Origin of the sequence: Rhodococcus sp. UNC363MFTsu5.1, assembly GCF_000686785.1 — a bacterium.
GTDB lineage: Bacteria > Actinomycetota > Actinomycetes > Mycobacteriales > Mycobacteriaceae > Rhodococcus_G > Rhodococcus_G maanshanensis.
In genome coordinates this window covers 7,138-34,020 of record NZ_JMLO01000013.1, presented here as the reverse complement: position 1 = coordinate 34,020, position 26,883 = coordinate 7,138, and the positions used below count along the sequence as shown (strand labels likewise).

Genomic DNA, 26,883 nt, shown 5'->3' with positions numbered 1-26,883 from the left:
GTGTAGCCGGGGACACCTCAGCCGCGTGACCCGAGGGATACTCTGAACAGAAAGTTGGCGATGCGCCGACGGCGAAGCGATGCAGCCCTCTGCATGAGGTTGATGATGAAAGATCGATCATCGGATGATCTAGATCAAGGCGTCGAGCGGCTGCAGACCGCCGCTCGCGGTACTTCGTCGGATGCGTTCCCGCTGTCGGCGGTCCAGCGGGGTGTGTGGTTCGGTCAGCAACTCAATCCGGCGGCGCCCATCTTCATTGCGCAGTACGTGGAGCTGCACGGCGACATCGACCTCGACCTGTTGCGATCGGCTGCGGTGACCGCGGCTCGTGAGTTCGAATCGCCGTTCCTGCGTCTGGTGGACACCGGCGGGGAGCCGAACCAGGTGGTCGATCACTCGACCGACACCTCGATCGAGTTGTTCGACTTCCGGCAGGAGCAGGACCCGCTCGGTGCGGCGCACGCGTGGATCGACCACGACTACGTCACCCCGATCGACTTGACGCGGGACCGACTGGTGGAGATGACCATCCTCCAGTTCGGCGACAGTGACTTTCTCTGGTACACGCGAATCCACCACGTCGCGCTCGACGGCTACAGCGGGATGACGATGCTGAACCGAGTCGCCGCCCTCTACACCGCCGCGTCCACAGGAGTCGAACCGGAACCGAGCCGGGCCCTCGATCTGCACGCGCTCTACGAGCTGGATCAGAAGTACCGCTCGTCGAGCCGGTTCGAGGCCGACCGCGAGTACTGGGCCGAGCACGTGCGGGGGATCGAGGCGGGTTCCACGCTCGCGCGCCGGGACGGCCCGGCAGCGGCCCGTAGCCGGCTGGAGAGCGCGCAGCTGACGGATGCGGCACTCGACCGGCTGAATTCCTCGGACGCCCGGATCGGCGCCACACCTGCGGCGCTTCTGATCGCGGGGTTCGCCTGCTACCTCTCGAGAATGACGGGCAGCCGCGACGTCCTGGTGACCATGCCGGTGTCCGCGCGCACCACCGCGTCGCTGCAGCATTCCGGTGGCATGCTCGTCAACGTCGCGCCGCTCCGGATCACCGTCAACCCCGACGACACCGTCGCCGACCTGGTGCGACGGGTGCAGCTGGAACTGATGGGCGCCCTGCGCCACCAGCGGTGCAGCGTCGAGGACATCCGGCGCGACGCCGGGCTGACCGGCGCGCGGGAGGGACTGTCCGGGCCGATGGTCAACGTGATGCTCTTCCGCCAGGAGATCACCCTCGGGCCGATCGTCGGCGAGTACCACATCGTGACCTCGGGACCCGTGTACGACCTGCTGATCAACATCTACCAGAGCGGCTCGCCCGCCCGGGCCCTCGTCGACTTCCGCGGCAACCCCAACAGATACGGCGAGGCGGAGCTGCGCACCCATCACCGGCGCTTCGTCGAACTCGTCGAGGCACTGCTCGCCGCCGAGCCCACCGTCGTGCTGGCGGACATCCATGCCGAGTCCGCCCGGATCGGGGCGCGCACGCTGCGCGAGAACGACGAACTGGCGTTCTGGACGCAGGAGCTGGCCGGACAGCCGGCAGATTCGGCCGCGTTGCCGCGCGCAGGCCCGGCACGACCCGTCGGGACCGGACGGGGCTCGGTCACGCGCGTGCTCGACCGCGACCTGCACACCGCGGCCGCGGCGCTCGCCCACGGCCTCGGCATCGAGCCGTTCACGATGCTGCACACCGCACTGGCCGCGGTCCTGAGCCGGCTCACCGACACCGACGACATCGTCGTCGCCGCTCCGGTACCGGACCGGCCCGCCACCGCCCCCACCTGCAACACCGTGGCCCTGCGCACCCCGATCGACACCTCCGCCGCCTTCACCGACCTGGCGCGCGAGACGGGCAGACGTGAGCACCGCGCCTTCGAACACCAGGAGATCCCGTTCGAGCGGGTCATCCAGACGCTCGGCGCGCCCCGTCCGCGGGTGACAATCGACGTCCACACCGCCGAGTCCGCCGCGATCGCCCCGGAGACCACCGAACTCACGGTCGACCTCACCGAACGTTTCACCGCGCAGGGCGCGCCCGCCGGTATCGACGCGCGACTGACCTACGACAACACCGCGCTCGACGAGCAGACCGTGACCTCCTTGATCGATCGGTTCGAACGGTTGCTCGCAGGGGTCGCCGCGGATCCCGACCGGCCGGTGGGGGACGTACCCCTCCTGACCGCTACGGAGACCGCCGGACTGACCCCGGTGGTGGGTCCGGCCGATGTCGCCCCGCGGACACTCGCCCGGATCCTCGCCGACGCGGTGGCCGCAGATCCGGACCACGAGGCGCTCGTCGCCGACGGGCGCAGGCTCTCCTACCGCGAACTCGACGAACTCGCCGACCGGTTGTCGAGGCGTCTACTCGATCACGGTATCGGTCCGGATTCCGTTGTGGCCCTGGCGATCGCGCGTTCGGTCGAAGCGGTGACCGCGGTCTGGGCGGTGGCTCGTATCGGGGCCGCGTTCCTTCCCGTCGACCCGAACTACCCGGCGGACCGGATCGAGTACATGCTCTCCGACTCCGGCGCCGCGCTCGGTCTGACCGTCCGGGCGCACCGCGGCCAGGTACCCGAGACCACCACGTGGTTGGTCCTCGACGACCTGATCGAGACGCCCAGCCCCACGATCTCCCTCGCCGCGGCGACCCCGCCGGCTCACCTCGACGACGTCGCCTACCTGATCTACACCTCCGGGTCGACGGGCCTGCCCAAGGGAGTGGTGGTGACCCATCGTGGGCTGGCGAACCTCGCCGCGGAGGAACGCGAACGGTTCGCGATCACCGCGGACTCCCGCACCCTGTCCTTCTCCTCGCCCAGCTTCGACGCGTCCGTGCTCGAGCTGCTGATGGCGGTTGGGTCCGGCGCGACGATGCTCGTGGCGCCGCCGGACGTATACGGCGGCGTGGAACTGGCGGACGTCCTACGCCGCGAGCGGGTCACACACGCATTCGTCACCCCCGCGGCGCTGGCGTCCGTCGACCCCACCGGGCTCGATCATCTCGAGTGCGTGGTCACCGGTGGTGACGTGTGCCCGCCCGCGCTGGTCCGGCAGTGGGCCTCAGCGGGCCGTCGGATGTTCAACGCGTACGGGCCCACCGAGGCCACCGTGGTCGCCGGCATCAGCGCCGAGCTGCGGCCAGATGCCCCCGTCACGGTCGGTGGACCGTCCCGCGGGTGCGGTGAAATGGTGCTGGACCGGCGACTGCAGCCGGTGCCGGTTGGTGCGGTCGGGGAGCTGTACGTGACGGGCGACGGGCTGGCCCGCGGCTACCGACACCGGCCGGGGCAGACCGCGGAACGTTTCGTGGCGGACCCGTACAGCGCCCGCGGCGGACGGATGTACCGGACCGGCGACCTGGTGCGGTGGATTGCTCGAACGCGCGACGGGACACCCGACACGGCAGCGCTCGAACTCGAGTACCTCGGCCGCAGCGACTTCCAGATCAAGATCCGCGGCTTCCGGATCGAGCTCGGCGAGATCGACAGTGTGCTCCTGGCGCATCCGAGTGTCGCGTTCGCGGCGACCGCAGGGCACACCCGTCCCTCCGGCGACGTCGTGCTGGTCGGCTACGTGCTGCCCGAGGCAGGCGCCGAGATCGACGAGGCCGAGATCCTCGCTCACGCCGCCGTGTCGCTGCCCGCGCACATGGTGCCCGCGACGATCGTCGTCCTCGACCGCGTGCCGCTGACCCCGGCGGGCAAGCTGGACCGGAGGGCACTGCCGGAACCGCACCAGGGCGGGACCACTGCCGACTACCGGGCGCCGCGCACCGCGACGGAGGAGGCGATCGCGGCGGTGTTCGCGGACCTGCTCGGTCGCGCGCGGGTCGGCGCCGACGACAACTTCTTCGACCTCGGCGGCGACTCCCTGGTCGCCACGCGGGTGATCGGACGGGTGAATGCCGCCCTGCTCGTGCAGCTGAGCGTGCGCGAGCTGTTCGCGGAACCGACCGTCGCCGAACTGGCGCACCACGTCGACCGGATTCTCGAGGGCGCGGATCCCGGTCGGCGGGCGGAGGACCGACCCGCGCTGGTTGCCAGGGACCGCCCGGACCGGCTGCCGCTGTCCCCGGCGCAACTACGAATGTGGCTGGTGAACCAGTTCGACACCGCGTCGCCCGCCTACAACATCCCGTTCGCCGTGACACTGACGGGCGAGCTCGACCGCGGGGCGTTGCAGGCTGCGCTGGGTGACGTGATCGCGCGGCACGAGTCCCTGCGGACCGTGTTCCCCTCCGACGCGCGTGGACCGCACCAGGTGATCGTCCCTGCGGCGGACGCGGTAGTGGACCTGACACCCGTCGTCGTCGACCAGGAGCAGGTGTGGGAGGCGGTCGCGGCGACGGCCGCCGACGGATTCGATGTCCGCGAACGGGTTCCGCTGCGAATCGTCCTGTTCCGGACCGGGTCGCGCCGACACGTCCTCGCCGTCGTACTGCACCACATCTCGGCGGACGGGCAGTCCGCCGAGGTGCTGGCCCGTGACGTGGCGGTGGCGTATGCGGCGCGGGTGGCCGGGAGCGCGCCCGAGTGGGACCCGCTGCCCGTCCAGTACGCCGACTACGGCCTGTGGCAGCGCGAACTGCTCGGCGCGGAGGACGATCCGGGGTCGCTGGCCGCCCGGCAACTGGCGTACTGGGGTGACCGGCTGGCCGACCTCCCGGTGGCGATCTCGCTGCCGCACGACCGCCCCCGGTCGACGCGCCCGACCGCATCCGGCGACCGGATCGAATTCGACGTCGACGCCGGGATGCACCGTGACCTCCTCCGGATCGCGCGCGGGTACGACTGCACGTTGTTCATGGTCCTGCACGCCGCGCTCGCGGTGCTGCTCGCCCGGCTCGGCGCGGGGCCCGACGTCGTCGTGGGGACACCGGTCGCCGGCCGCGGTGAACCCGAACTGGACGAGCTGGTCGGCATGTTCGTCAACACGCTCGTACTGCGCAGCGCCGTCCGGCCCGAGGCCACCTTCGCCGATTTGCTCGCGCAGGTGCGCGAGACCGACCTGGGAGCGATCGCCCACGCCGATCTGCCGTTCGAGCGGCTGGTCGACGAGTTCGCCACGGACCGATCTCCCGCACACGCACCGTTGGTGCAGGTGCTGCTCGAGTTCCAGCACGGCGAGCCAACCACGGTGGCGATGCCGGGTCTGTCCGCCGAGGCGGTCGAGGTGGATCCGGGTGTCGCCAAGTTCGACCTCCAGCTGGGCGTGCGGGAACGATTCGACGACTCCGGTCGCGCCGCCGGACTGTCTGCGGCCCTTCGGTTCGCGACCGACCTGTTCGACCGCGCCACGGTCGCCGGGATCGGTGACCGGTTGGTGCGGATCCTGGCCGCTGCGGCTGCCGATCCGACCGCGGTGGTTGGCGACATCGAGATCACCGACGAGCAGGAGAGATCACTCGTCGCGTGGGAGCGGCCCGGCCGCTTGGTGCCGCCGACCACACTGCCGGAGCTGTTCGCGAGCGCCGCGGCACGCGGCCCCGGCGCGTGCGCGGTCGTCGCAGGCACCGCCCGCATCCGGTATTCGGAGCTGGCTGCGCGTGCGAACCGGTTGGCCCGCTTGCTGATCGGCCAGGGAGTGGGGCCTGCGTCACTGGTCGCGGTCGCGATGACGCGTTCGGACGACCTACCGGTCGCCCTCCTCGCGGTCCTCACCGCAGGCGCCGCATACGTCCCCGTGGACGTGGACTATCCGGAGGATCGCATCGCCTACGTGCTCGCCGACGCCGCGCCGGCGTGTGTCCTGGTCGACGGCGGCGCGAGCGGTTCGGCCCTGCGTCGCACCGGCATTCCGGTTGTCGACCTCGACGATCCCGGTGTGACGACCGCGATCGGCGAGCAGTCGTCAGCGCCGGTGACCGATGCCGACCGGACCGCGCCGTTGTACCCGGACTCGCTCGCCTACGTGATCTACACGTCCGGGTCGACCGGTCGGCCCAAGGGAGTGGCGGTCTCGCACCGCAGCGTGACCACGCTGTTCGCCAACACGGCAGAGTTGTTCCGATTCGGCGGTGACGACGTGTGGACGATGTTCCATTCGCACGCCTTTGATTTCGCCGTGTGGGAGTTGTGGGGTGCGCTGATCCACGGCGGCACCGTGGTGCTGGTCGACCAGACCACGGCCCGCTCGCCACACGAGCTGCTGCAGTTGTTGCAGGACGAGGCGGTCACGGTCCTGTGCCAGACCCCGAGTGCCTTCCGCCAGCTGGCCCACGCCGAGAGGACACGGGCCGACGCCGGCGACGCCGCAGTGCTGCACCTGCGGTACGTGATCTTCGGTGGGGAGGCGCTGGATCCGGGGCTGCTCACCGAATGGCTCTCTCGCCGAGGGGACTCGGCACCGCAGTTGGTGAACATGTACGGAATCACCGAGACGTGCGTGCACGTGACCCACGGCCCGTTGTCCGGGGTGTCGGGGGCCCGTCGTCGAGCGTCGATCGGCAGCGCACTACCGGGGCTGCGGGTGCGCGTGCTCGATGAGCGGCTCCACGTCGTTCCGCCAGGTGTGGTCGGCGAGCTGTACGTGTCCGGCACCCAGCTGGCGCGGGGCTATCCACGTCTCGCGGGGGAGACCGCAGCGCGATTCGTCGCCGACCCGTCCGGGGATGGCACCCGGATGTACCGCACCGGCGATCTGGGCCGGTGGCGGGTGGACGGCACGCTCGAGTACGCCGGCCGCAGGGACCACCAGGTGCAGGTGCGCGGCTACCGGGTGGAGCTGGGGGAGGTGGAGGCCGCGATCGCGGCCGCGCCGGGGGTTGCGTCCGCGGTGGTGGTCGCGGACGAGGGACCCGTCGGGATCCGGCTGGTGGGGTACGCGGTGCCCTACGGCGGTGCGGTCCTCGATCCAGACGAGGTGAGGGCGTCCGTCGCGCAGTTCCTTCCTGGCTACATGGTGCCGTCGACGGTGCTGATCCTGGACCGTTTCCCGGTCACCGCACACGGCAAACTCGACCGCGCGAGCCTGCCGGCCCCCGGTGCCACCGAGCGTTCCTACGTCGCGCCACGAAACCCGGTGGAGGAGATCGTGGCCGGCGTGATCACCGACCTGCTCGGTGTCGACCGGGTGGGTGTCGCCGACGGATTCTTCGTCCTCGGGGGCAATTCGCTGGTGTCGGCGCAGCTGGTGGCCCGGATCAACGACGCGACCGGCGCCGCGCTCGGCATCCGGGACGTCTTCGACGGACCCACCGTCGCCGAGCTCGCCCGGCGGGTCGGCGGGGAGGGCAGCGGGGTGCACCGAGCGCCGCTGATCCCGCAGGCCCGGCCGGCACGGATCCCGCTGTCCCCTGCGCAGCAGCGGATGTGGTTCGTCAACCAGTACGACACGCAGTCCCCGGCCTACAACATCTCGTTCTCGCTGCGGTTGTCGGGCGACCTCGACGTCCCCGCGCTGCGGGCCGCGCTCGGAGACGTCATCGCCCGACACGAATCCCTGCGCACGGTCTACCCGCTCACCGACGACGGACCGTGCCAGGAGATCCTGCCCGCCGAGTTGGCCGAGCCCGGACTCGAGGTCGTCCGGGTACGTGATGCGGACGACCTGCGCGCGCGGATGTGGGCCGCGGCTGCGCGGGGCTTCGACGTCGCGGATCAGATTCCGCTGCGGGCGATCCTGTTCCGGGCCGACGAGACCGACCACGTGCTCACCGTGGTGCTGCACCACATCCTCGCGGACGGCTTCTCGCTGAACCCGCTGGCGCGGGACATGGCCGCCGCGTATGTCGCACGGCTGTGCGGCGACACGCCGCAGTGGCCGCCGTTGACCGCACAGTACGCGGACTACACACTGTGGCAGCGCGAATGGCTGGGCAGTGAGGACGACGCGTCGTCCCCGCTCGCCCGTCAGCTCGACTACTGGACCACCACGCTTGCGGGCCTGGACGAGGTACTGGATCTGCCGAGCGACAGGCCCCGGCCCGAAGTCCGCTCGCAGTCCGGTGGGCGCGTCGCGTTCACGGTCGACGAAGACCTGCACCGGAGGCTGATCACCCTCGCCCACAGCCGCGATGCGAGCGTGTTCATGGTGGTGCACGCGGCACTGGCCACCCTGCTGTCCCGGCTCGCCTGTACCGATGACATCGCGATCGGCACCCCGATCGCGGGCCGCGGGGCCGCGGCTCTCGACGACATGGTCGGGATGTTCGTCGGCACCCTCGTGCTGCGGTGCGATCTCGGCGGGGCGTGCTCGTTCGATGAGCTGCTGCGCCGGGCCAGGGAGACCGACCTCGGCGCGTTCACGCACGCGGACATCCCGTTCGAACGGGTTGTGGAGGCGCTGGATCCGCCCCGCTCACACGCCCATACGCCGTTGTTCCAGGTGATGCTCGAGTTCCGGAGCATCGCGCGGCCGGATCTCGCGCTGCCGGACCTTCGGGTGGAGGCCATCGATTCCGGCGACGTGGCCGCCATCTTCGACCTGCAGCTCACCGTGGCCGAGGAGTTCGACGCCACGGGCGGCGCCGCCGGAATGGCCGCCGGTCTGGTGTACGCCACCGACATGTTCGACGAGGCCACGGCGCGGAACTTCGCCGACAGGTTCGTGCGGATCCTGGAGACGGTGACCCGGTCCCCGGACATGCCGGTGGCGGACATCGACATCCTCGATGGTGCGGAGCGCACCGCGCTCACGGCCGTGCGGGGTGAACCGGGCGCACCGCCGCGCACGCTGCCCGCCGTGCTCGCGGCAGGCGCGGCGATCGACCCGCACGCGCCCGCGATCCGGTTCGATGGCCACGAGATCTCCTACCGCGACCTGGACCGCGCGTCGACCAGGCTCGCCCGCAGCCTGATCGACGTGGGTATCGGACCCGGTTCCGTGGTGGCGCTGGCCATGCCGCGCAGCGTCGAGTACATCATCGGCCTGTGGGCAGTCGCGAAAACCGGGGCCGCCTTCGTCCCGGTCGACCCGGCGCACCCGGCGGACCGGATCGCCTTCATGCTCGACGATTCGGGCGCGGTCCTCGGGCTGACGGTCGCGCAGTCCCGGGACGTCCTGCCCGACGTGCCGCGCTGGTGGACGATCGACGCCGACCGCCTCACCGGCGACCGCACCGCCGTCCCGCCGATCCGTGACACCGACCGGACCGCCCGGCTACGGCTCGACCAGGCGGCCTACCTGATCTACACCTCCGGCTCGACGGGAATCCCGAAGGGCGTCACGATCACTCACCGCGGTCTCGCACCGTTCGCCGACCACGTGCACAAGCGCTGCCGGACCACGCCCGACTCCCGGGCACTGCACTTCACGTCGCCCAGCTTCGATGCCTCGATCCTCGACTTCATCCTCGCGTTCGGTGCGGGAGGGACTCTGGTGATCGCTCCGCCCACCGTGTACGGCGGTGACGAGCTGAGGGAGCTGCTCGCGGCCGAACACGTGACCCACTGCTTCATCACCCCGACGGCGCTCTCCGCGATGGACCCGGCCGGACTCGACGACCTGGTGTGTGTGGTGGCCGGCGGCGAGGCCGTCCCGCCGGACCTGGTGGCCCGCTGGGCCCCTGGACGGCGGATGCACAACGGGTACGGCCCCACGGAGGCGACCATCGCGGCGAGCATCAGCGACCCGTTGACCCCGGGCGACACCGTCACGATCGGAGGCCCGGCACCGGGATTCCGCGTGCGAGTACTCGACCGCAGGCTGCAGCCGGTGCCGGTCGGGGTGCTCGGCGAGCTGTACCTCGCGGGCCCGGCGTTGGCCCGCGGCTACCACCGACGTCCGGGGCTGACGTCCGGCCGGTTCGTCGCCGAACCCGGCGGGCCACCCGGCGAGCGGATGTACCGCACGGGGGATCTCGTGCGGTGGACCGCAGACGGTCAGCTGGTCTGCCTGCGTCGCGGCGATCGGCAGGTCAAGGTGCGCGGCAATCGCATCGAGCTCGGCGAGGTCGAATCGTCCTTGACGGCAGCCGGATCCGTCGGTCAGGCGGTGGCCGACGTGCGCGCGGTCGGGCAGCGCGGAGACCTGCTGATCGCGTACGTGGTTGCTGCCGCGGGGGCGGAGGTGGACACGGCGCGTCTGCACGAAACCCTCGCGGCACGGCTGCCCGTCTACATGGTTCCCGCGCACATCGTGGTGCTGCCCGAGATGCCGATGACCGTGCACGGCAAGGTGGACCGGGCGGCACTGCCCACGCCCGATCTCGGGGCCGAGGTGTCGATCGGCCGGGCACCGTCCGGCGCGGCCGAGGAGAACCTGGGCCTGCTGTTCGCGGAGGTACTCGGCCTTGACACGGTCGGGATGGAGGACTCGTTCTTCGCCCTTGGCGGCGACAGCATCATGTCCATCCAGTTGGTGGCGCGGGCGAAGGCGGCTGGCCTGTCCCTTACGCCCCGTGACGTGTTCGATCACCCGACCGTCGCCGGGCTCGCGACGGTGGCGGACTCGCGCGCGGCAATCCGGCCCGCGGCACTCGAGGAGTTGCCGGGCGGCGGTGTCGGTGAGGTGCCGCTCACCCCGATTCTCGCGTGGATGCTCAATCGCAGTGCCGGCCGCGTCGACAGGTTCTCCCAATCGGTGCTGCTGGTGCTGCCCGACGGAGTCGACCGGTCCACGCTCGAGGTGGCTGTGCAGACCGTCCTCGACACCCACGACATGCTCCGTGCCCGGCTCGGACGCGACGGCGGTACAGAGAGTGGCTGGAGGATGACGGTTTCCGCCGTCGGCAACGTCACGGCCCGGGACGTGCTGACGCGGATCGAGGTGGATTCGGTGGACGACGCGGCGTTCGACGAGCGCGCCGCCGCCGCGGCGGATGCCGCGGCCGACCGCCTGGATCCGGCCGCAGGCACGATGGTGCAGGTCGTCTGGTTCGACGGACCGTCCGGCACCGGGCGGCTGCTGCTTGTCGTCCACCACGCCGTCGTCGACGGCGTGTCGTGGCGCGTGCTGGTGCCGGACCTGGCGTCGGCGTGGGCGCAGGCCTCGGAGGGGCGGATGCCCGAGTTGGCGCCGGTGGGCACGTCGATGCGCCGGTGGGCGCTCGCGCTGGAAGATGTTGCCCCGCACCGGGTCGCCGAACTGCCGATGTGGGAGCGGATACTGGACGGCGACGACCCGGCGCTCGGGTCGCGACCGCTGGATCCCGTGCGCGATGTCGTTGGCACGTGCGAGGAGCTGACCGTCGAGGCATCCCCCGAGGTCACCGAGGCCGTACTCGGCGCGCTGCCTTCGTCGCTCCGTGCCGACGTGCTGGACGGGCTGCTGACGGCCCTCGCGATGGCTGTGGTCCGCTGGCGCGCCGAGAAGGGCATCGAACGGTCCGACGTCCTGCTCGGCGTGGAGGGGCACGGGCGGGAGGAGGAGGCGGTGCCCGGCGCGGATCTGACCCGCACGGTCGGCTGGTTCACGACGCTCTCGCCGGTGCGCCCGGATCTGTCGTCGATCGACCTCGGCGAGGCGTTCGCCGGGGAAGCGGCGGCAGGTGCGGCGGTCAAGCTCGTGAAGGAGGAGCTGCGGGCGATCCCGGATCGGGGGATCGGCTACGGGCTGCTCCGTGGGCTTGCCGGGGAGCCGGGGGCGCGGGTGCGCGGGTGGCGCGAGCCCCAGATCGTCTTCAACTACCTGGGCCGGATAGCCGGCACCGCCGGCGTTGGCCGGATAGCCGGCACCGCGGGAGCAGGCGACGATCCGCAAGCGTGGTTGCCCACCCAGCGTTACGGACTCGGCGGCGCCAACGATCCGCAGATGCCCGTGACGGCCGTGGTCGACATCGCGGCCGGGTTCGTGCCGCGGCCGGAAGGCGCTGTCCTGCAGTCGTCCTGGACCTTCCCGACCGGAGTTCTGGATGCCGCCGACGTGCACCGGCTCACAGACCTGTGGCACCGGGCGCTTGGTGCACTCGCCGCCTACGCCCGCACTCCCGGCGCGGGCGGGCTCACCCCATCTGACCTCGATCTCGTCCCGCTCGACCAGGCGGCGATCGACGCCCTCGAGGCCCGCCGACCCGGGTTGACCGACGTGTGGCCGCTGACCCCGCTGCAGTCGGGACTGCTGTTCCACGCCCGTCTCGCGGAGGGATCGGTGGACTCATACACGGTCCAGCTCGTCGTCGAGCTGCAGGGCAGACCGTCGTCGGAGCGGATGCGCCGGGCCGCGCGGACCCTGCTCGATCGCCACCCGAACCTGCGGGTGTCCTTCGTCGAGGACGACACGGGCGAGGTGAACCAGGTCGTCGAGGGTCGTGTTTCGTTGCCGTGGAGTGAGATCGACCTGTCCGGCCTCGAAGGGTCGGCAGGTCGGGAACGCTGGCGGGAGCTGCTCGCCGAGGATCGGTCGACGCCGTTCGTGATGGACCGCGCACCGCTACTGCGCTTCACACTGGTCAGGACGGGACCGGAGGAGCATCGGCTGCTGCTGACCCACCACCACATCCTGCTCGACGGCTGGTCGACGCCGCTGCTGCTCGAGGAGTTGCTCACCCTGTACGCCGCCGACCGGGAGCCGACGTCGGCGCCTGCGGGCGACTACCGCGACTACCTGACATGGCTGACCGCGCAGGACCACGCATCCGGGCTCGCGGAGTGGCGCCGGGCCCTCGCAGGCGCCGACGGGCCGACGCTGCTGGTACCGGGCGATGACGGCGTCGTGACGGAGGCCGAACCAGGGGAGGCGACGCTGACCGTGCCCGCCGAGGAGACCGCGGCGCTGGTGACGGCGGCCCGGAAGCACGGGGTCACGGTCAATACCACCGTGCAGGTCGCCTGGGCGCTGGTGCTCGGTGCACTCACCGGCCGCACCGATGTGGTGTTCGGTGCGACGGTGTCGGGGCGTCCCCCGCAGGTGCCCGGGATCGAGGCGATGATCGGACTGTTCATCAACACCGTGCCGGTACGGATCTCGCTCGATCCCCGCGAAAGCGTCGGCGAGCTGCTCCGTCGTGTGCAGACGGAGCAGGCGGAGATGCTCGACCACCACCACATCGGGCTCGCCGAGATTCAACGAGAGGCGGGTCCGGCGGCGACGTTCGACACCCTGACGGTATTCGAGTCGTACCCCGTCGACCGCTCGGCGCTCGCGCGCGACACCGACATCGCCGGCCTACGGGTGGCGGGCGTCGAGGGTTTCGACGCCACCCATTACCCGCTGACCGTGCTCGCGAGCGTGGGCGACCGCCTGCGACTGCTCCTGAAGTACCGGCAGGACCGGCTCGACCCGGCCGAGGTGGACTCGATCGCCGATCTGCTGCGGCGCGCGCTCGCGACCGTGACGCACGAGACGGCGCGCCCCGTCGCCCGGGTCGATCTGATGTCCGAGCACGAGACCGCCGCGCCGATCCGGGGCGGCCCGGCGAGCCAGCCACGCCTGCTGCCGGAGATCCTCGTCGCCGGGGCCGCGCTCGCGCCCGACGGTGTCGCGGTGGACGCGGAAGACGCGCGGCTGTCGTACCGGGACCTCGACGCGGAGTCGAATCGGTTGGCGCGGTATCTGATCGGTGCGGGGGCCCGGCCTGGCGCGGCGGTGGTGATCGCCCTGCCGCGGTCGGCGCGGTCGGTGACGGCCGTGTGGGCGGTGGCGAAGACCGGTGCTGCGTTCGTACCGGTGGATCCGACCTACCCGCGCGCCCGCGTCCAGCACATGCTCACCGACTCGGACGCCGCAGTGGGACTGACGCTCGCTTCCGACCGCGGCAATCTGCCGGACTCCGTGCATTGGCTCGTGCTCGACGATCCTGGATGCGCGGCGGACCTCGCCGCTCTTCCGGCGGGAGCCGTCGACGAGGCCGAGCGGCCGGGCGTCCTGCGTGTCGACGACGCGGCGTACCTGCTCTACACGTCGGGATCGACGGGACTGCCGAAGGGCGTGAGCGTCACCCACCGCGGGCTGTCGAGCCTGATCACCGCGCAGCGGGACCGCTACGTGATTCCGGCGACGGCGCGCTGCCTGCACGTCTGCTCACCGAGTTTCGACGTCTCGGTGCTCGAGTTGATGCAGGCCGCCACCGCGGGCGCGGCGCTGGTGGTGGCGCCGCCGGGCGTGTACGGCGGCGCCGAACTGGCCGGACTCCTGCGCCGGGAGCGGATAACCCACGTCTGCATCACACCTGCCGCGCTCGCCACCGTCGACCCCGATCGTCTCGATGCCCTCGACGTGCTGGTCGTCGCGGGCGACGCCGTCGGTCCGGAACTGGTGGCCGACTGGGCACCCGGACGAACGATGCTCAACGGATACGGCCCGACCGAGTCGACGGTCCTGACGACGATCAGCGCACCCCTGGTGCCCGGGGCGAAGGTGCCGATCGGAATCCCGGTGCACGGTACCGACGTGTTCGTCCTCGACGACTTCCTGCGCCCGGTCCCCGCCGGTGTGCCAGGAGAGCTGTACATCGCGGGAGCGGGGCTGGCCCGCGGATACCATCGCCGGGCCGCGTTGACCGCGGCGCGATTCGTGCCCGCCCCGCGCGGTGCGCCGGGCGACCGGATGTACCGCACCGGTGACGTCGTCCGGTGGTGGCCGGACGGAACGCTCGACTACCTGGGCCGCAGCGACTTCCAGGTGAAGGTGCGGGGACTGCGCACCGAGCTCGGGGAGATCGACGCGGTCTTCGCCGCACACCCGGCGGTCGGGTTCGCCGTCACGGTCGCGCGGCAACGGGAAGCAGGCGACCCGATGCTGGTGACGTATGTCGTACCGAACTCCGCGGACGGCGTCGACGTCGCCGCCCTGACCGACCACGCGGGCCTGCTCCTGCCGGTGCACATGGTGCCGACGACGGTGATGGTGCTCGACGCGATACCGCTGACGCCGGTGGGAAAGCTGGACCGCGCCGCGCTGCCCGACCCGGACTTCGACTCGCTGACACCGCGATTCCGGGAGCCGGGCAACTCCACCGAGGCCGGTCTGGTCACCGCGTTCGCCGAGGTGACCGGCGTCGACCGGGTGGGAGTCGACGACGATTTCTTCACGCTGGGTGGCAACTCCCTCAGCGCGACGCGGGCCGTGGCCCGCATCAACCGCGCGTGCGGCAGCAGGATCGGGGTGCGGGACCTGTTCGAGTGCCGCACCGCGGCGGCGCTCGCGCCCCGGTGCGTGCGCGCCACCGCACCGGCAGGGGACCAGCTGCGCACGGTCACCCGGCCCGACCGCATCCCGTTGTCGCCGGCCCAGGAACGCATGTGGTTCGTCAACCAGTTCGACCCGGCGTCGGCCGCGTACAACGTGCCGATGGTGCTGCGGCTCTCGGGCAGCCTCGACGCGCAGGCCCTGCGGCGCGCGCTGGTCGACGTGGTGGAGCGTCAGGAATCGCTGCGGACGGTCTTCCCGTCCTCGTCCGCCGGGCCGTCCCAGGTGACGGTGCCCGCGCCCGGTGTGATCGGCGACCTGACACCGGAACCGGTTGCCGCGGCCCGGGTGCCCGCCCGGGTCGCCGAGATCGTGCACGAGGGATTCGACGTGGCGCAGGAGGTTCCGGTACGGCTGCGGCTGCTGCGCACCGCGGCGGACGACCACCTCCTCGTGCTGGTGGTCCATCACATCGTGGCCGACGGATTCTCGATCGGACCCCTGGCCAGGGACGTCGCGGCGGCGTATGCGGCGCGGGCCGGCGGCGGTGCACCGAACTGGGGGCCGCTGCCCGTCCAGTTCGCGGACTTCGCCGTGTGGCAGCACTCGATGCTGGGCTCCAGGGACGACAAGGACTCGCTCGTCGCCCGCGAACTCGCCTGGTGGGAGGGCCGACTCGCTGGGGCACCGCCGGTGACCGGGTTGCCGCTCGACCGCCCGCGCGGGGTCCGGCGCTCGACGCGCGGCGGGCGGGTGGCGCTCTCGGTCGATCCCGACATCCACCGCGGGCTCGTCGAACTCGCCCACCGGCACGATTCGACGGTGTTCATGGTGGTGCACGCCGCGCTCGCGGTGCTGCTGTCCCGCGTGGGAGCCGGCCGTGACGTCGTGGTCGGGACCCCGGTCGCCGGGCGCGGCGAGGCCGAGCTGGACGATGTGGTCGGCATGTTCGTGAACACCCTGGTGCTCCGCACCAGGGTCGAGCCGGCGGACTCCTTCGCCGCGGTGCTCTCGGGGACGCGGGATGCGGACCTGGACGCCTTCGCGCACGCCGACGTGCCGTTCGAGCAGCTCGTGGAGCGGTCGGCTTCGGCGCGATCCACTTCGCACACACCGCTGTTCCAGGTGATGCTCGAGTTCCGCAACGTCGAGCACCCCCACGTCCGGCTGCCGGGACTGACGGCCGAGGTTCTCGACGTCGAGATGGGCGAGGCGAAGTTCGACCTCCAGTTCGGGATCGGCGAGCGGTTCGACGATGCCGGGGCCGCGGCGGGACTGACGGGCGAGCTGCTGTTCGCCTCCGACGTGTTCGACGAATCCACCGCGACGGCGCTCGCGGACATGTTCGGCCGCGTGCTCGCGGCCGTCGCGGCCGATCCGTCCGGCCCGGTCGGTGACATCGACGTCGACGGGCCCCTCGCGCGCGCGGAGGCCGCAGAGCGCGCGTCCGGCCCGGTGTCGGCGGCAGCGGCGGATGGGACGCTGCCGGACCTGTTCGCAGCGGCCGTCGCCGCCGATCCGGATACGGTCGCCGTGGTCGCGGCGGACACGCAGACGACCTACCGCGAGCTCGACGCGCGTTCGAACCGGCTGGCGCGCTGGCTGATCGACCGCGGCATCGGCCCGGAGTCGCTGGTCGCCGTGATGATGGGGCGCTCCGCGGACCTGGTCGGCGCGCTCGTCGGGGTCGCGCGGTCGGGTGCGGCCTACCTGCCGGTGGACCCGTCGTATCCGGCGGCGCGCATCGAGTTCCTGCTCGGCGACGCGGCACCGGCCTGCGTGCTGGTCGACGCGAGCGTGCCGGTGGACCCGGTGTCCGGTGCACCCGTGGTGCGACTCGACGACCCGGACATGCGCGCACAGCTCGACTCCCGCAGCGCCGCGCCGGTCACCGACGCCGATCGCACGGGCCCGCTCCACGCGGATTCCGTTGCCTACGTGATCTACACGTCGGGTTCGACCGGCAGACCCAAGGGCGTCGCGGTGACCCACCGGAACGCGGTGACGCTGCTGACCGGAGCCCGCGCTGTGCTCGGCTTCGGTGCGACCGATGTGTGGACGATGTTCCACTCGTTCGCGTTCGACTTCGCGGTGTGGGAACTGTGGGGCGCCTTGGGGTTCGGCGGCCGGTTGGTCGTCGTCGGGCACGACACCGCGCGTTCCCCTGACGAGCTGCGTCGTCTGCTGGTGGCCGAGTCGGTGACGATGCTGAGCCAGACGCCGTCGTCGTTCTACCAGTTCGCGCAGGCCGATACCGCGGCCCACGACGGCGCCCTCGCGCTCCGCTGGGTGGTGTTCGGCGGCGAGGCACTGGACGTTGCCCGCCTTGCGGGTTGGGTCGAACGGCACGGCATCACCGCGCCCGCTCTGGTGAACATGTTCGGTATCACCGAGACCTGCGTGCACGTGACCTGGCGGATGATCGACGTCGCGGCGGTCACCGGGCCGCGGTCCACCGGATCGGTGATCGGTCGCGGGCTACCGGGTGTGCGGGTGTGGGTGCTCGACGAGCGCCTGCGCCCCGCGCCGCTCGGGGTGGCGGGCGAGCTGTATGTGTCGGGCACGCAGGTGGCACGGGGATACCGGGGACGGGCAGGGCTGACAGCGGGACGCTTCGTCGCCGACCCGTTCGGACCCGACGGGCGGATGTACCGTACCGGTGATCGGGCCCGCTGGACCTCGGACGGCGAGCTCGAGTTCCTGGGGCGCAGCGACTCCCAGGTCCAGATCCGCGGGTTCCGGGTGGAGCCGGGGGAGGTCGAGTCGGCGCTGACCGCGGTTCCTGGCGTCGCGTCCGCGGTGGTGCTCGCGCGACCCGGGCCTGCCGACGGCGCCGCGCGCCTGGTGGCCTACGTGGTCCCCGAGTCCGGTGCCGCGCTCGATCCGGCCTCGGTCACCGAGGCCGTCGCCCGCCGGCTGCCCGGATACCTGGTGCCGTCCGTGACGACGGTCCTCGCGGAGTTCCCGATCACCGCGCACGGCAAGCTCGATCGCGCCGCACTCCCCGAACCGCGGCCAGAGACCGTGGGCGGGCGAGCACCCCGCACCGAGACCGAACGCCTGCTCGCGAGACTGTTCGCGGAGCTACTCGGTGTCGAGACGGTCGGCACCGACGACTCCTTCTTCGGGCTCGGCGGCGACTCGATCATGTCCATCCAGCTGGTGTCGCGGGCAAAGGCCGCGGGGGTGACGTTCACGCCGCGCGACGTGTTCGAGCGGCGCACCGTCGCCGGTCTCGCCGAGGTCGCCGACCTCACCGGCACCGACGACGTCGTCGTGCTGCCCGAACTACCGGGCGGCGGCGTCGGCGATGTCCCACTCACCCCGATCATGCGGTGGCTGGTCGAGCGTTCGAGAGCACACGGTGGTGGCGACTTCCGTCGCTACTCGCAGTCGGTCCTGCTCGCGATGCCCGCCGGAATCGACCGCGACACCCTCACCCGTGCGGTGGGCGCGGTCGTAGACCGGCACGACATGCTGCGGTCCCGGCTCCGCCCGGACGCCCGCGCCGAGTCCGGGTGGCGACTCGAGGTGCGACCGCCGGGGGCGGTGCCCGCCGACACGATCGTGCGACAGGTCCCGATCGACAGCGTCGCCGGAACGGGCCACGCGACCCAAGATGTCCTCGAGGCGGCCGCCGACCGGCTGGATCCGGAGTCCGGCAGCATGATCCAGTTCGTGCACCTCGTCGGGGGAGACGCGGCACGGTTGCTCGTCGTCGCCCACCACCTCGTCACCGACGGGGTCTCGTGGCGGATCCTGATCCCCGACCTCGCGCTCGCCTGCACACAGGCCGCGGACGGCGCACAGCCGGACCTGCCGGCGATCGGCACCTCGATGCGGACATGGGCGGACGGGCTCGTCCGGGCGGCGCGGGACCACGCCGGCGAGCTGGACCTGTGGCGATCGACGGTCTCCCGGGCATCGGTGGGACGCGCTGTGGGAGAACTCGACCCGGCGGTCGACGTCGCAGGCACCCTCGAGCGCGTCGAGATGGAGCTGCCCGCCGACGTGACCCTTGGCCTGACGACCACGGTGCCGCGGGTGTTCCACGGCGTCGTCGAGGACGGACTCCTCGCCGCGTTGGCCCTCGCGCTCGCGGCCTGGCGACGCGACCGCGGCCAGGGCACCGACGACGTCGTGGTCGCGCTCGAGGGGCACGGCCGCGAGCCCCAGGTAGTGCCGGGCGCCGACCTGTCCCGCACGGTGGGGTGGTTCACCTCGATCTACCCGGTGCGGCTGGATCTGTCCGGCATCGACATCGACAAGGCCCGCGACGGGGGAGCCGCAGCGGGTGCGGCGCTGAAGTCGGTGAAGGAGCAGCTGCGCGCCGTACCCGACCACGGGATCGGGTACGGCCTGCTGCGGTACCTCGGCGACGAGATCGGCGCCGAGCTGCGCGGGTTGCCCGAGCCGGAGATCAGCTTCAACTATCTCGGTCGGCTGGGCGGCGCCGAACCGCGCGGGGACGGAAGCTGGCTCCCGGTCACGGAATCCGGACTGCACGATGCGGTCGCGGCAGACCTGCCGGTGGCGTTCGCGATCGACGTCAATGCGGTGACGGTGGCCGGTCCGGACGGGCCGCGAATCAGGGCGACGTGGGCCTTCCCGCGCCGCGTGCTCGATGCCGCGGACGTCGAACGCCTGGCGCAGGGGTGGATCGTTGCCGCACGAGCGGTGGTCGAGCGGGCGAGCGCGCCGGGTGCGGGCGGGCGGACCCCGTCGGATCTCGCTCTGGTGCACCTGGACCAGACGGCCGTCGAGCGGTTCGAGGCCCGGTTCCCGTCGCTGTCCGACGTGTGGCCACTGACACCGATGCAGCGCGGCATGTTCTTCCATGCCGAGCTCGCAGGCGCCTCGGTGGATGCGTACCTGGTGCAGCTGATCCTCACGCTGGGCGGCGAGGTGGACTCGCTGCGTCTGCGCCGTGCGGTCCAGGGTCTGCTGGATCGGCACGCGAATCTGCGCACGGCGTTCGTGCGCGCGCCGGACGGGGAGTCCGTACGGATCGTCACCGGCGAGGTGGCCGCGCCGTGGACGGAGACCGACCTGCGCGGGTTCGCCGAACCGGCTGCATCGGAGCGGCTCGGTGAGATCCTGACCGATGACCGCACCCACCCGTTCGACATGGCATCGCCGCCACTGCTGCGGATCGGCCTGGTGCGCATGCCCGATGGCACGAACCGGCTGATCCTGACCAACCACCACATCCTGCTCGACGGGTGGTCGACGCCGCTGCTGCTCGAGGAGCTCGTCGTCCTCTATGCGACCGACGGCGACACCTCCAGGCTTCCGCGGGTGCGGCCCCACCGCGACTATCTCGACTGGCTCGCGGCGCAGGACCGGCCGACGGCGCTGCGGGCGTGGGCCGATGCCTTCGACGGGACGGACGAGCCCACCCTGCTGGTCCGCGACGGGTCAACCGCGACAGCGCAGTCCGCGGCGTCGCGGGACATGCGATACGAGCTGGACGGCCCGGCGACCGAGCGCCTGCGTGCCCTCGCGCACGAGCGCGGGCTGACGCTCAACACCGTCGTCTCGGTCGGATGGGCGATCGTCCTCGGCCTTCTCACCGGGCGCGACGACGTGGTGTTCGGCGCCACCGTGTCCGGCCGACCCCCGCACGTGCCGGGCATCGAATCGATGATCGGACTGTTCATCAACACCGTGCCGGTCCGGGTCCGGCTCGATGCCGCGGAAACCCTTGGTGCGTTGCTGGATCGGGTGCAGGCGGAGCAGGCGGCGCTGCTCGATCACCACCACGTCGGGCTCACCGACGTCCAGCGCGCCGCGGGACCGGCCGCGGGCTTCGACACGCTCACCGTGTTCGAGTCCTATCCCGTGCGCAGCGCCCCGTCCGCGGACGCCGACATCGCGGGAATGCGACTGCAGGGCGTCGAGGTCCGCGACGCCGCCCACTACCCGCTGAGCGTGGTCGCGTCCGCGACCGACCGACTGCGCCTGACGATGAAGTTCCACCCGGACCTCCTCGACCCGAGGGCGGTCGACGCTGCCGCCCGCCGGCTGCTACACGTCCTGCGCGCGATCGTTGAGGATCCGGAACGGCGCCTGGCCGGACTCGACCTGCTGACCACCGACGAACGCCGGATGCTGGCGCCGGTGCGGGGCGGCCAGCGCAGCGCCGCCCGGATGCTCCCGGAAATCCTGGCGGAGGCGGCCGCGCACGATCCGAAGGCTGTCGCGCTGGTCGCCGGCGGACTCGAGGTCACCTACGCGGACCTCGACGCCCGGTCCAATCGCCTGGCGCGCGCACTGATCGATCGGGGTGCGGGGCCGGAAACCTCCGTGGCGCTGGGTATACCACGCTCGGTCGAGTCGGTGCTCGCGATGTGGGCCGTGGCCAAGACCGGGGCCGCCTTCGTCCCGGTGGACCCGGACTATCCCGAGGAGCGGGTCGAACACATGCTCGCCGACTCCGGTGCCTGCGTCGGGCTGACCGTCGCGGCGCACCGGCACCGGCTACCCGACGCGGTGCCGTGGCTGACGCTCGACGACCCCGGATTCGCCGCGAACTGTGCCTCCCGACCTGCGGCCGCTGTGACCGACGCCGAGCGCACGGCGGCACTGCGGATCGACCATCCGGCCTACCTGATCTACACGTCCGGTTCCACCGGCCTGCCCAAGGCGGTCACCCTGACCCATCGGGGCCTGGGGAACTACGCCGACGAGCAACGGGATCGATGCGCGGTGACCGCGGACTCCCGGACGTTGCACTTCTCGTCACCCAGTTTCGACGTCTCGCTGCTCGAGTACCTGCTGTGCTTCGCCGCAGGCGCGACCATGGTGATCGTGCCCCGCACCGTCTACGGCGGCGCAGATCTGGCCGCGGTGCTCAAGGAGCAGCGCGTCACCCACGCCTTCATCACGCCTGCCGCCCTCGCCTCGATCGACCCGACCGGGCTCGACGACCTGCAGTGCGTGATGGTCGGCGGCGAGGCGTGGTCGCCGGAACTGATCGCGGACTGGATGCCGAAGCGGCGCATGGTCAACGGGTACGGGCCGACGGAGACCACGATCGTGGTGAACATCGAGGACTGCGTGCCGGGAGTCGCGCCGATTCCCCTCGGCGGGCCGATCCGCGGCGTCGCCGAGATGGTGCTCGACGCACGACTGCAGCCGGTGCCTGTCGGCGTCGAGGGGGAGATCTACATCGCCGGTCCCGGCCTGGCCCGCGGCTACCACCGGCGGGCAGGCACGACCGCCGGACGATTCGTTGCCGACCCGTTCGGCGCGCCCGGCGAGCGGATGTACCGCACCGGCGACGTCGGGGCGTGGACCGCGGACGGGAAGCTCGAGTACCGCGGGCGCAGCGACTTCCAGGTGAAGGTCAGGGGCTTCCGCATCGAACTCGGCGAGATCGACGCCGTACTCACCGCGCATCCCGATGTCCGGTTCGCGGCCACCCTCGGCCGCCCCGGGCCGGGCGGCGACACCGTGCTGGTGTCCTATGTGGCCCCGGTCGACGGCCGCGGCATCGCCGTCGACGACCTCCGGTCCCGCTTGTCCGCGCGGGTCCCCGACTTCATGGTGCCTGCATCGATCGTCGTGCTCGACGAGATCCCGCTCGGCCCAACCGGGAAGCTCGACCGGCGCGCGCTGCCCGACCCCGGGTTCGGCCACACCCCGACGGCGTTCCTGGCGCCGACCAACCCCGTGGAGGAGGCGGTCACCGAGGTGTTCGCGACCGTGCTCGGGGTGGACCGCGTCGGGACCGGCGACGACTTCTTCGAACTCGGCGGCAACTCGCTGTCCGCAACGCGGGTTGTCGCCCGGCTCCGGGAGACCCTCGGCGTCGACCTGGGGGTCCGCGCGCTCTTCGCGGCGCCGACCGCGGCGGCACTCGCCGAGCGCATCGAGCATGCGGAGGCGGGGCCGTCCGGTCGTCCCGCGCTCGAGGCGACCGAACGCCCGGACGAGATCCCGCTGTCCGCGGCGCAGCAGCGGATGTGGTTCATCAACCAGTTCGACCCCGCGTCGCCCGCGTACAACGTCCCGCTGGTGGTGCGCCTTTCGGGTGCCATCGACGCCCCGGCCCTCGACACCGCACTGGCCGACGTGGTCGACCGGCACGAGTCGCTGCGGACCGTCTTCCCGACCGGACCAGACGGCCCGGTACAGCAGATTCGCCCGGCGGCCGAGGCGACGCCCCTCCTGCGGCCGGTGCCGGTCGCCGGCGAGGACGAGCTCGCCCGGCGGATCCACGCCGTGGTGTCGGCAGGGTTCGACGTCACCGCGCGCGTACCGATCCGCGGTGTGCTGTTCGAGCTCGGCGCCGAGGAGCATGTCCTGGTACTGGTGGCGCACCACATCTCGGTCGACGGTCTCTCGATGGGTCCGCTGTCCCGGGACCTGGTCCGCGCGTACGCGGCGCGGACGGCGGGCCGCGCGCCCGAGTGGTCGCCGCTCGCGGTCCAGTACGTCGACTACACCCTGTGGCAGCACCGGCTGCTCGGCGACGCAGACGACCCGGGGTCGGTGGCCGCGCGGCAGCTCGACCACTGGACGTCGACCCTGGCGGGGGCACCGGATCTGCTGGGCCTGCCGACGGATCGACCGCGCCCGTCCCAGCAGTCGTTCCGCGGGGCGCGAACGGGTTTCGCGATCGAACCGCAGCTGCACCGCAGGCTCGAGGAGTTCGCCCGGAGGCACGGGACGAGCGTGTTCATGACCGTGCACGCCGCGCTCGCGGTGCTGCTGAGCCATCTGGGCGACACCGATGACATCGTGATCGGCACGCCGGTCGCGGGCCGGGGAGAACCGGCGCTCGACGACCTGGTCGGCATGTTCGTCGGAACGCTGGCGCTGCGCACCCGGATCGATCCCGCCCAGTCGTTCGCGGATCTTCTGGCCGCCGTACGGGAGGTGGACCTCGGCGCCTTCGCACATGCCGACCTCCCGTTCGAGCGGGTGGTCGAGGCGCTCGACCCGCCGCGCTCGACGGCGTACTCGCCGATCTTCCAGGTGGCGTTGGAGTTCCAGAACGACACGCGGGCCCGCCTCGACCTGCCGGGCCTGACGGTCGAGGGCCTCGCCACGCCATCCGGTGTGGTGAAGGAGGATCTCGAGTTCGTGCTCGCCGAACAGTTCGACGACTCGGGCGCGCCTGCCGGCATCGCCGGGAGCATCGAGTACGCGACGGACCTGTTCGACGCCCTGACGGTGCGCGGTGTCGCCGAACGGTTCCTCCTGGTCCTCGAAAGCGCGCTCGCCGATCCGCACGGCGCGGTCGGCGACATCGCGATCCTGCGCGACGACGAACTGCGCGACCTCGCCCCGGCGCACGGCGGCCCCGACGCCAAGGAGCTGTTGTTCCCCGAGCTGCTGGCCCGGGCCGGGCACGATCCCGATGCGATCGCGGTCGCCTGCGACGGCACCCTGATCTCGTACGGGGAGCTGGATCGGCGGTCGAACCGGCTGGCGCGGATGCTGATCGGACGCGGTGCCGGTCCGGAGGGCTACGTCGCCCTCGCCCTGCCGCGGTCGCTCGGGTCGGTGCTCGCGGTGTGGGCGGTCGCGAAGACCGGGGCGGCGTTCCTGCCGGTCGACCCGGGTAACCCGGCCGAGCGGATCGAACACATGTTGGGCGATTCCGGCGCGGTGCTGGGGGTGACCGTCAACGCAGCGCGGAATCGCCTGCCCGACGACGTCGACTGGGTGGTGCTCGACGATCCCGACACGACGGGGGTGGTCGCGGTGATGTCGGACGCCGCGATCGTCGATGCCGAGCGAATCGGCCCCGTACGCGTCGACCACCCCGCGTACCTGATCTACACCTCCGGGTCGACCGGCGTTCCGAAGGGCGTCGTGCTCACCCACCGGGGCCTGGCGAACCTCGCCGCCGAGGAACGCACCCGCCTCGACGTCACCCCGGCTGCCCGCACCCTGCACTTCGCGTCCCCGAGCTTCGACGCATCGGTGTTCGAGATGGTGATGGCGCTGAGCGCGGGCGCGACCATGGTGATCGTCCCGCCGCACGTACGCGGGGGCGCGGAGCTGGCCGCGGCCCTCGAAACCGGGCGCGTCACACACGGATTCATCACGCCGACCGCGCTGGAGTCGGTGGATTCCGGCGGGCTCGACGCGCTCCGGGTCCTCGTCGTCGCCGGTGAACCATGCACCAAGGACCTGGTGGCGCGGTGGGCACCGGGCCGCACGATGCTCAACGCATACGGCCCCACCGAGACCACGATCATGTCGAACATCAGCGACCCGATGGCCGCGGGTGCCCCGATCACGTTCGGCGGACCGATCCGCGGCGTGGCCGAGCTGGTGCTCGACGCGCGCCTGCACCCGGTGGCACCCGGTGTGGTGGGGGAGCTGTACGTCGCGGGGTCGGCCCTCGCCCGTGGCTACCACCGTCGGCCCGCGCTGACCGCCGACCGCTTCGTCGCCGACCCGTTCGGCAGGCCCGGCGAGAGGATCTACCGCACCGGCGACCTGGTCCGTCGACGGACCGACGGCACGCTCGAGTACGTCGGGCGCAGCGACTTCCAGGTCAAGATCCGCGGCTTCCGCATCGAACCCGCCGAGATCGACGCCGTGCTCACCGCACAGCCGGGCGTCGGGTTCGCGGTGACGCTCGCGCGCACCGGGCCTGCGGGCGACACGCTGCTGTGCTCGTATGTGCGCGCGAGCGGCGACGAGCAGCTCGCGCCCGACGAGCTCCGGCGCGCTGCGGCACAGCGACTTCCGAGCCACATGGTGCCGGCCTCGGTCACGGTGCTCGACCGGATCCCGTCCACCCCGACGGGCAAACTCGACCGGGACGCGCTGCCGATGCCGACCTTCACCTCGGCCGCGTTCCGAGAGCCTGCCGGCCCGGTGGAGTCGGCGGTCGCAGGCGCCTTCGCCTCGGTGCTGGGGGTGGAACGGGTCGGCGCCGACGACAGCTTCTTCGATCGCGGTGGCAACTCGCTGTCGGCGACCCGCGTGGTCACCGAACTCCGTGAGCGGCTCGGACGGGACGTCTCACTTCAGATGCTCTTCCTGGATCCGACACCGGCCGGGATGGCCGGCCGGATCGGTGCCCCGGTCGCCGCCGGCGCGGAAGACGCGCTCCGGGTCGTGATCCCGCTGCGCGCCAGCGGAACCGGCCGCCCGATGTTCTGTGTCCATCCCGGAATCGGTTTGTCGTGGGGATACACCGGTCTGGTCCGATACCTGCCCGCCGATCGACCCGTGTTCGGCCTGCAGCTACCCGCGATCACCGGCGGTCCGGGGTACGGATCGATCGAGGAGCTCGCGCGGCGGTATGTCGACGAGATGCGCGCGATCGCCCCCGAGGGACCGTACGACCTGCTCGGTTGGTCGCTCGGGGGCGTCCTCGCGCACGCGATGGCCGTCGAACTACAGAGTCGGGGGGAGACCGTCTCGACCCTGGCGGTCATGGACAGTTACCCGGATGACGGCTCAGACCCCCTGCTCGGACGGCTCGAGATCGCGGAGCTGCTGCGTGGTCTCGGGCTGGACATCGGTGCGCCCGAGGAGCATCGGGATCTGACCTACGATTCCGCGGCACGCATGCTGGGCGAGTTCCTCGGCAGTACTGGGATCACCGCTGCGCACCTCGAGCGGATCAACGACGGGTACGCGAACTCGCGGCTGCTGGTGCACCGCTTCGTGCCACGTGTGTTCGACGGCGACCTGCTGGTGTTCCCGGCGCAGCGCGGTCAGGAGGGGGGAGCCGACCGGTCGGCGCAGGAGTGGCGGCCTCTCGTCACGGGTCGCATCGAGGAGTGCCCCGTCGACTGCGGGCACAACGAGATGATCGAACCGTCGTCGCTCGCGGTGATCGGCCCCACGCTCGCCGCCCACCTCGGACGTTGAACGTCAGTGCGCACGCAGGAA

General features: G+C 71.7%; 1 protein-coding gene. It reads left to right on the top strand.

Annotated elements, in window-relative coordinates:
• Positions 1 to 105 precede the first annotated feature (105 nt).
• Positions 106 to 26,862: a non-ribosomal peptide synthetase gene (locus tag BR31_RS0112785; RefSeq protein ID WP_027501319.1), complete on the top strand. Its 26,757-nt coding sequence runs from the start codon at positions 106 to 108 to the stop codon at positions 26,860 to 26,862.
• Positions 26,863 to 26,883 lie beyond the last annotated feature (21 nt).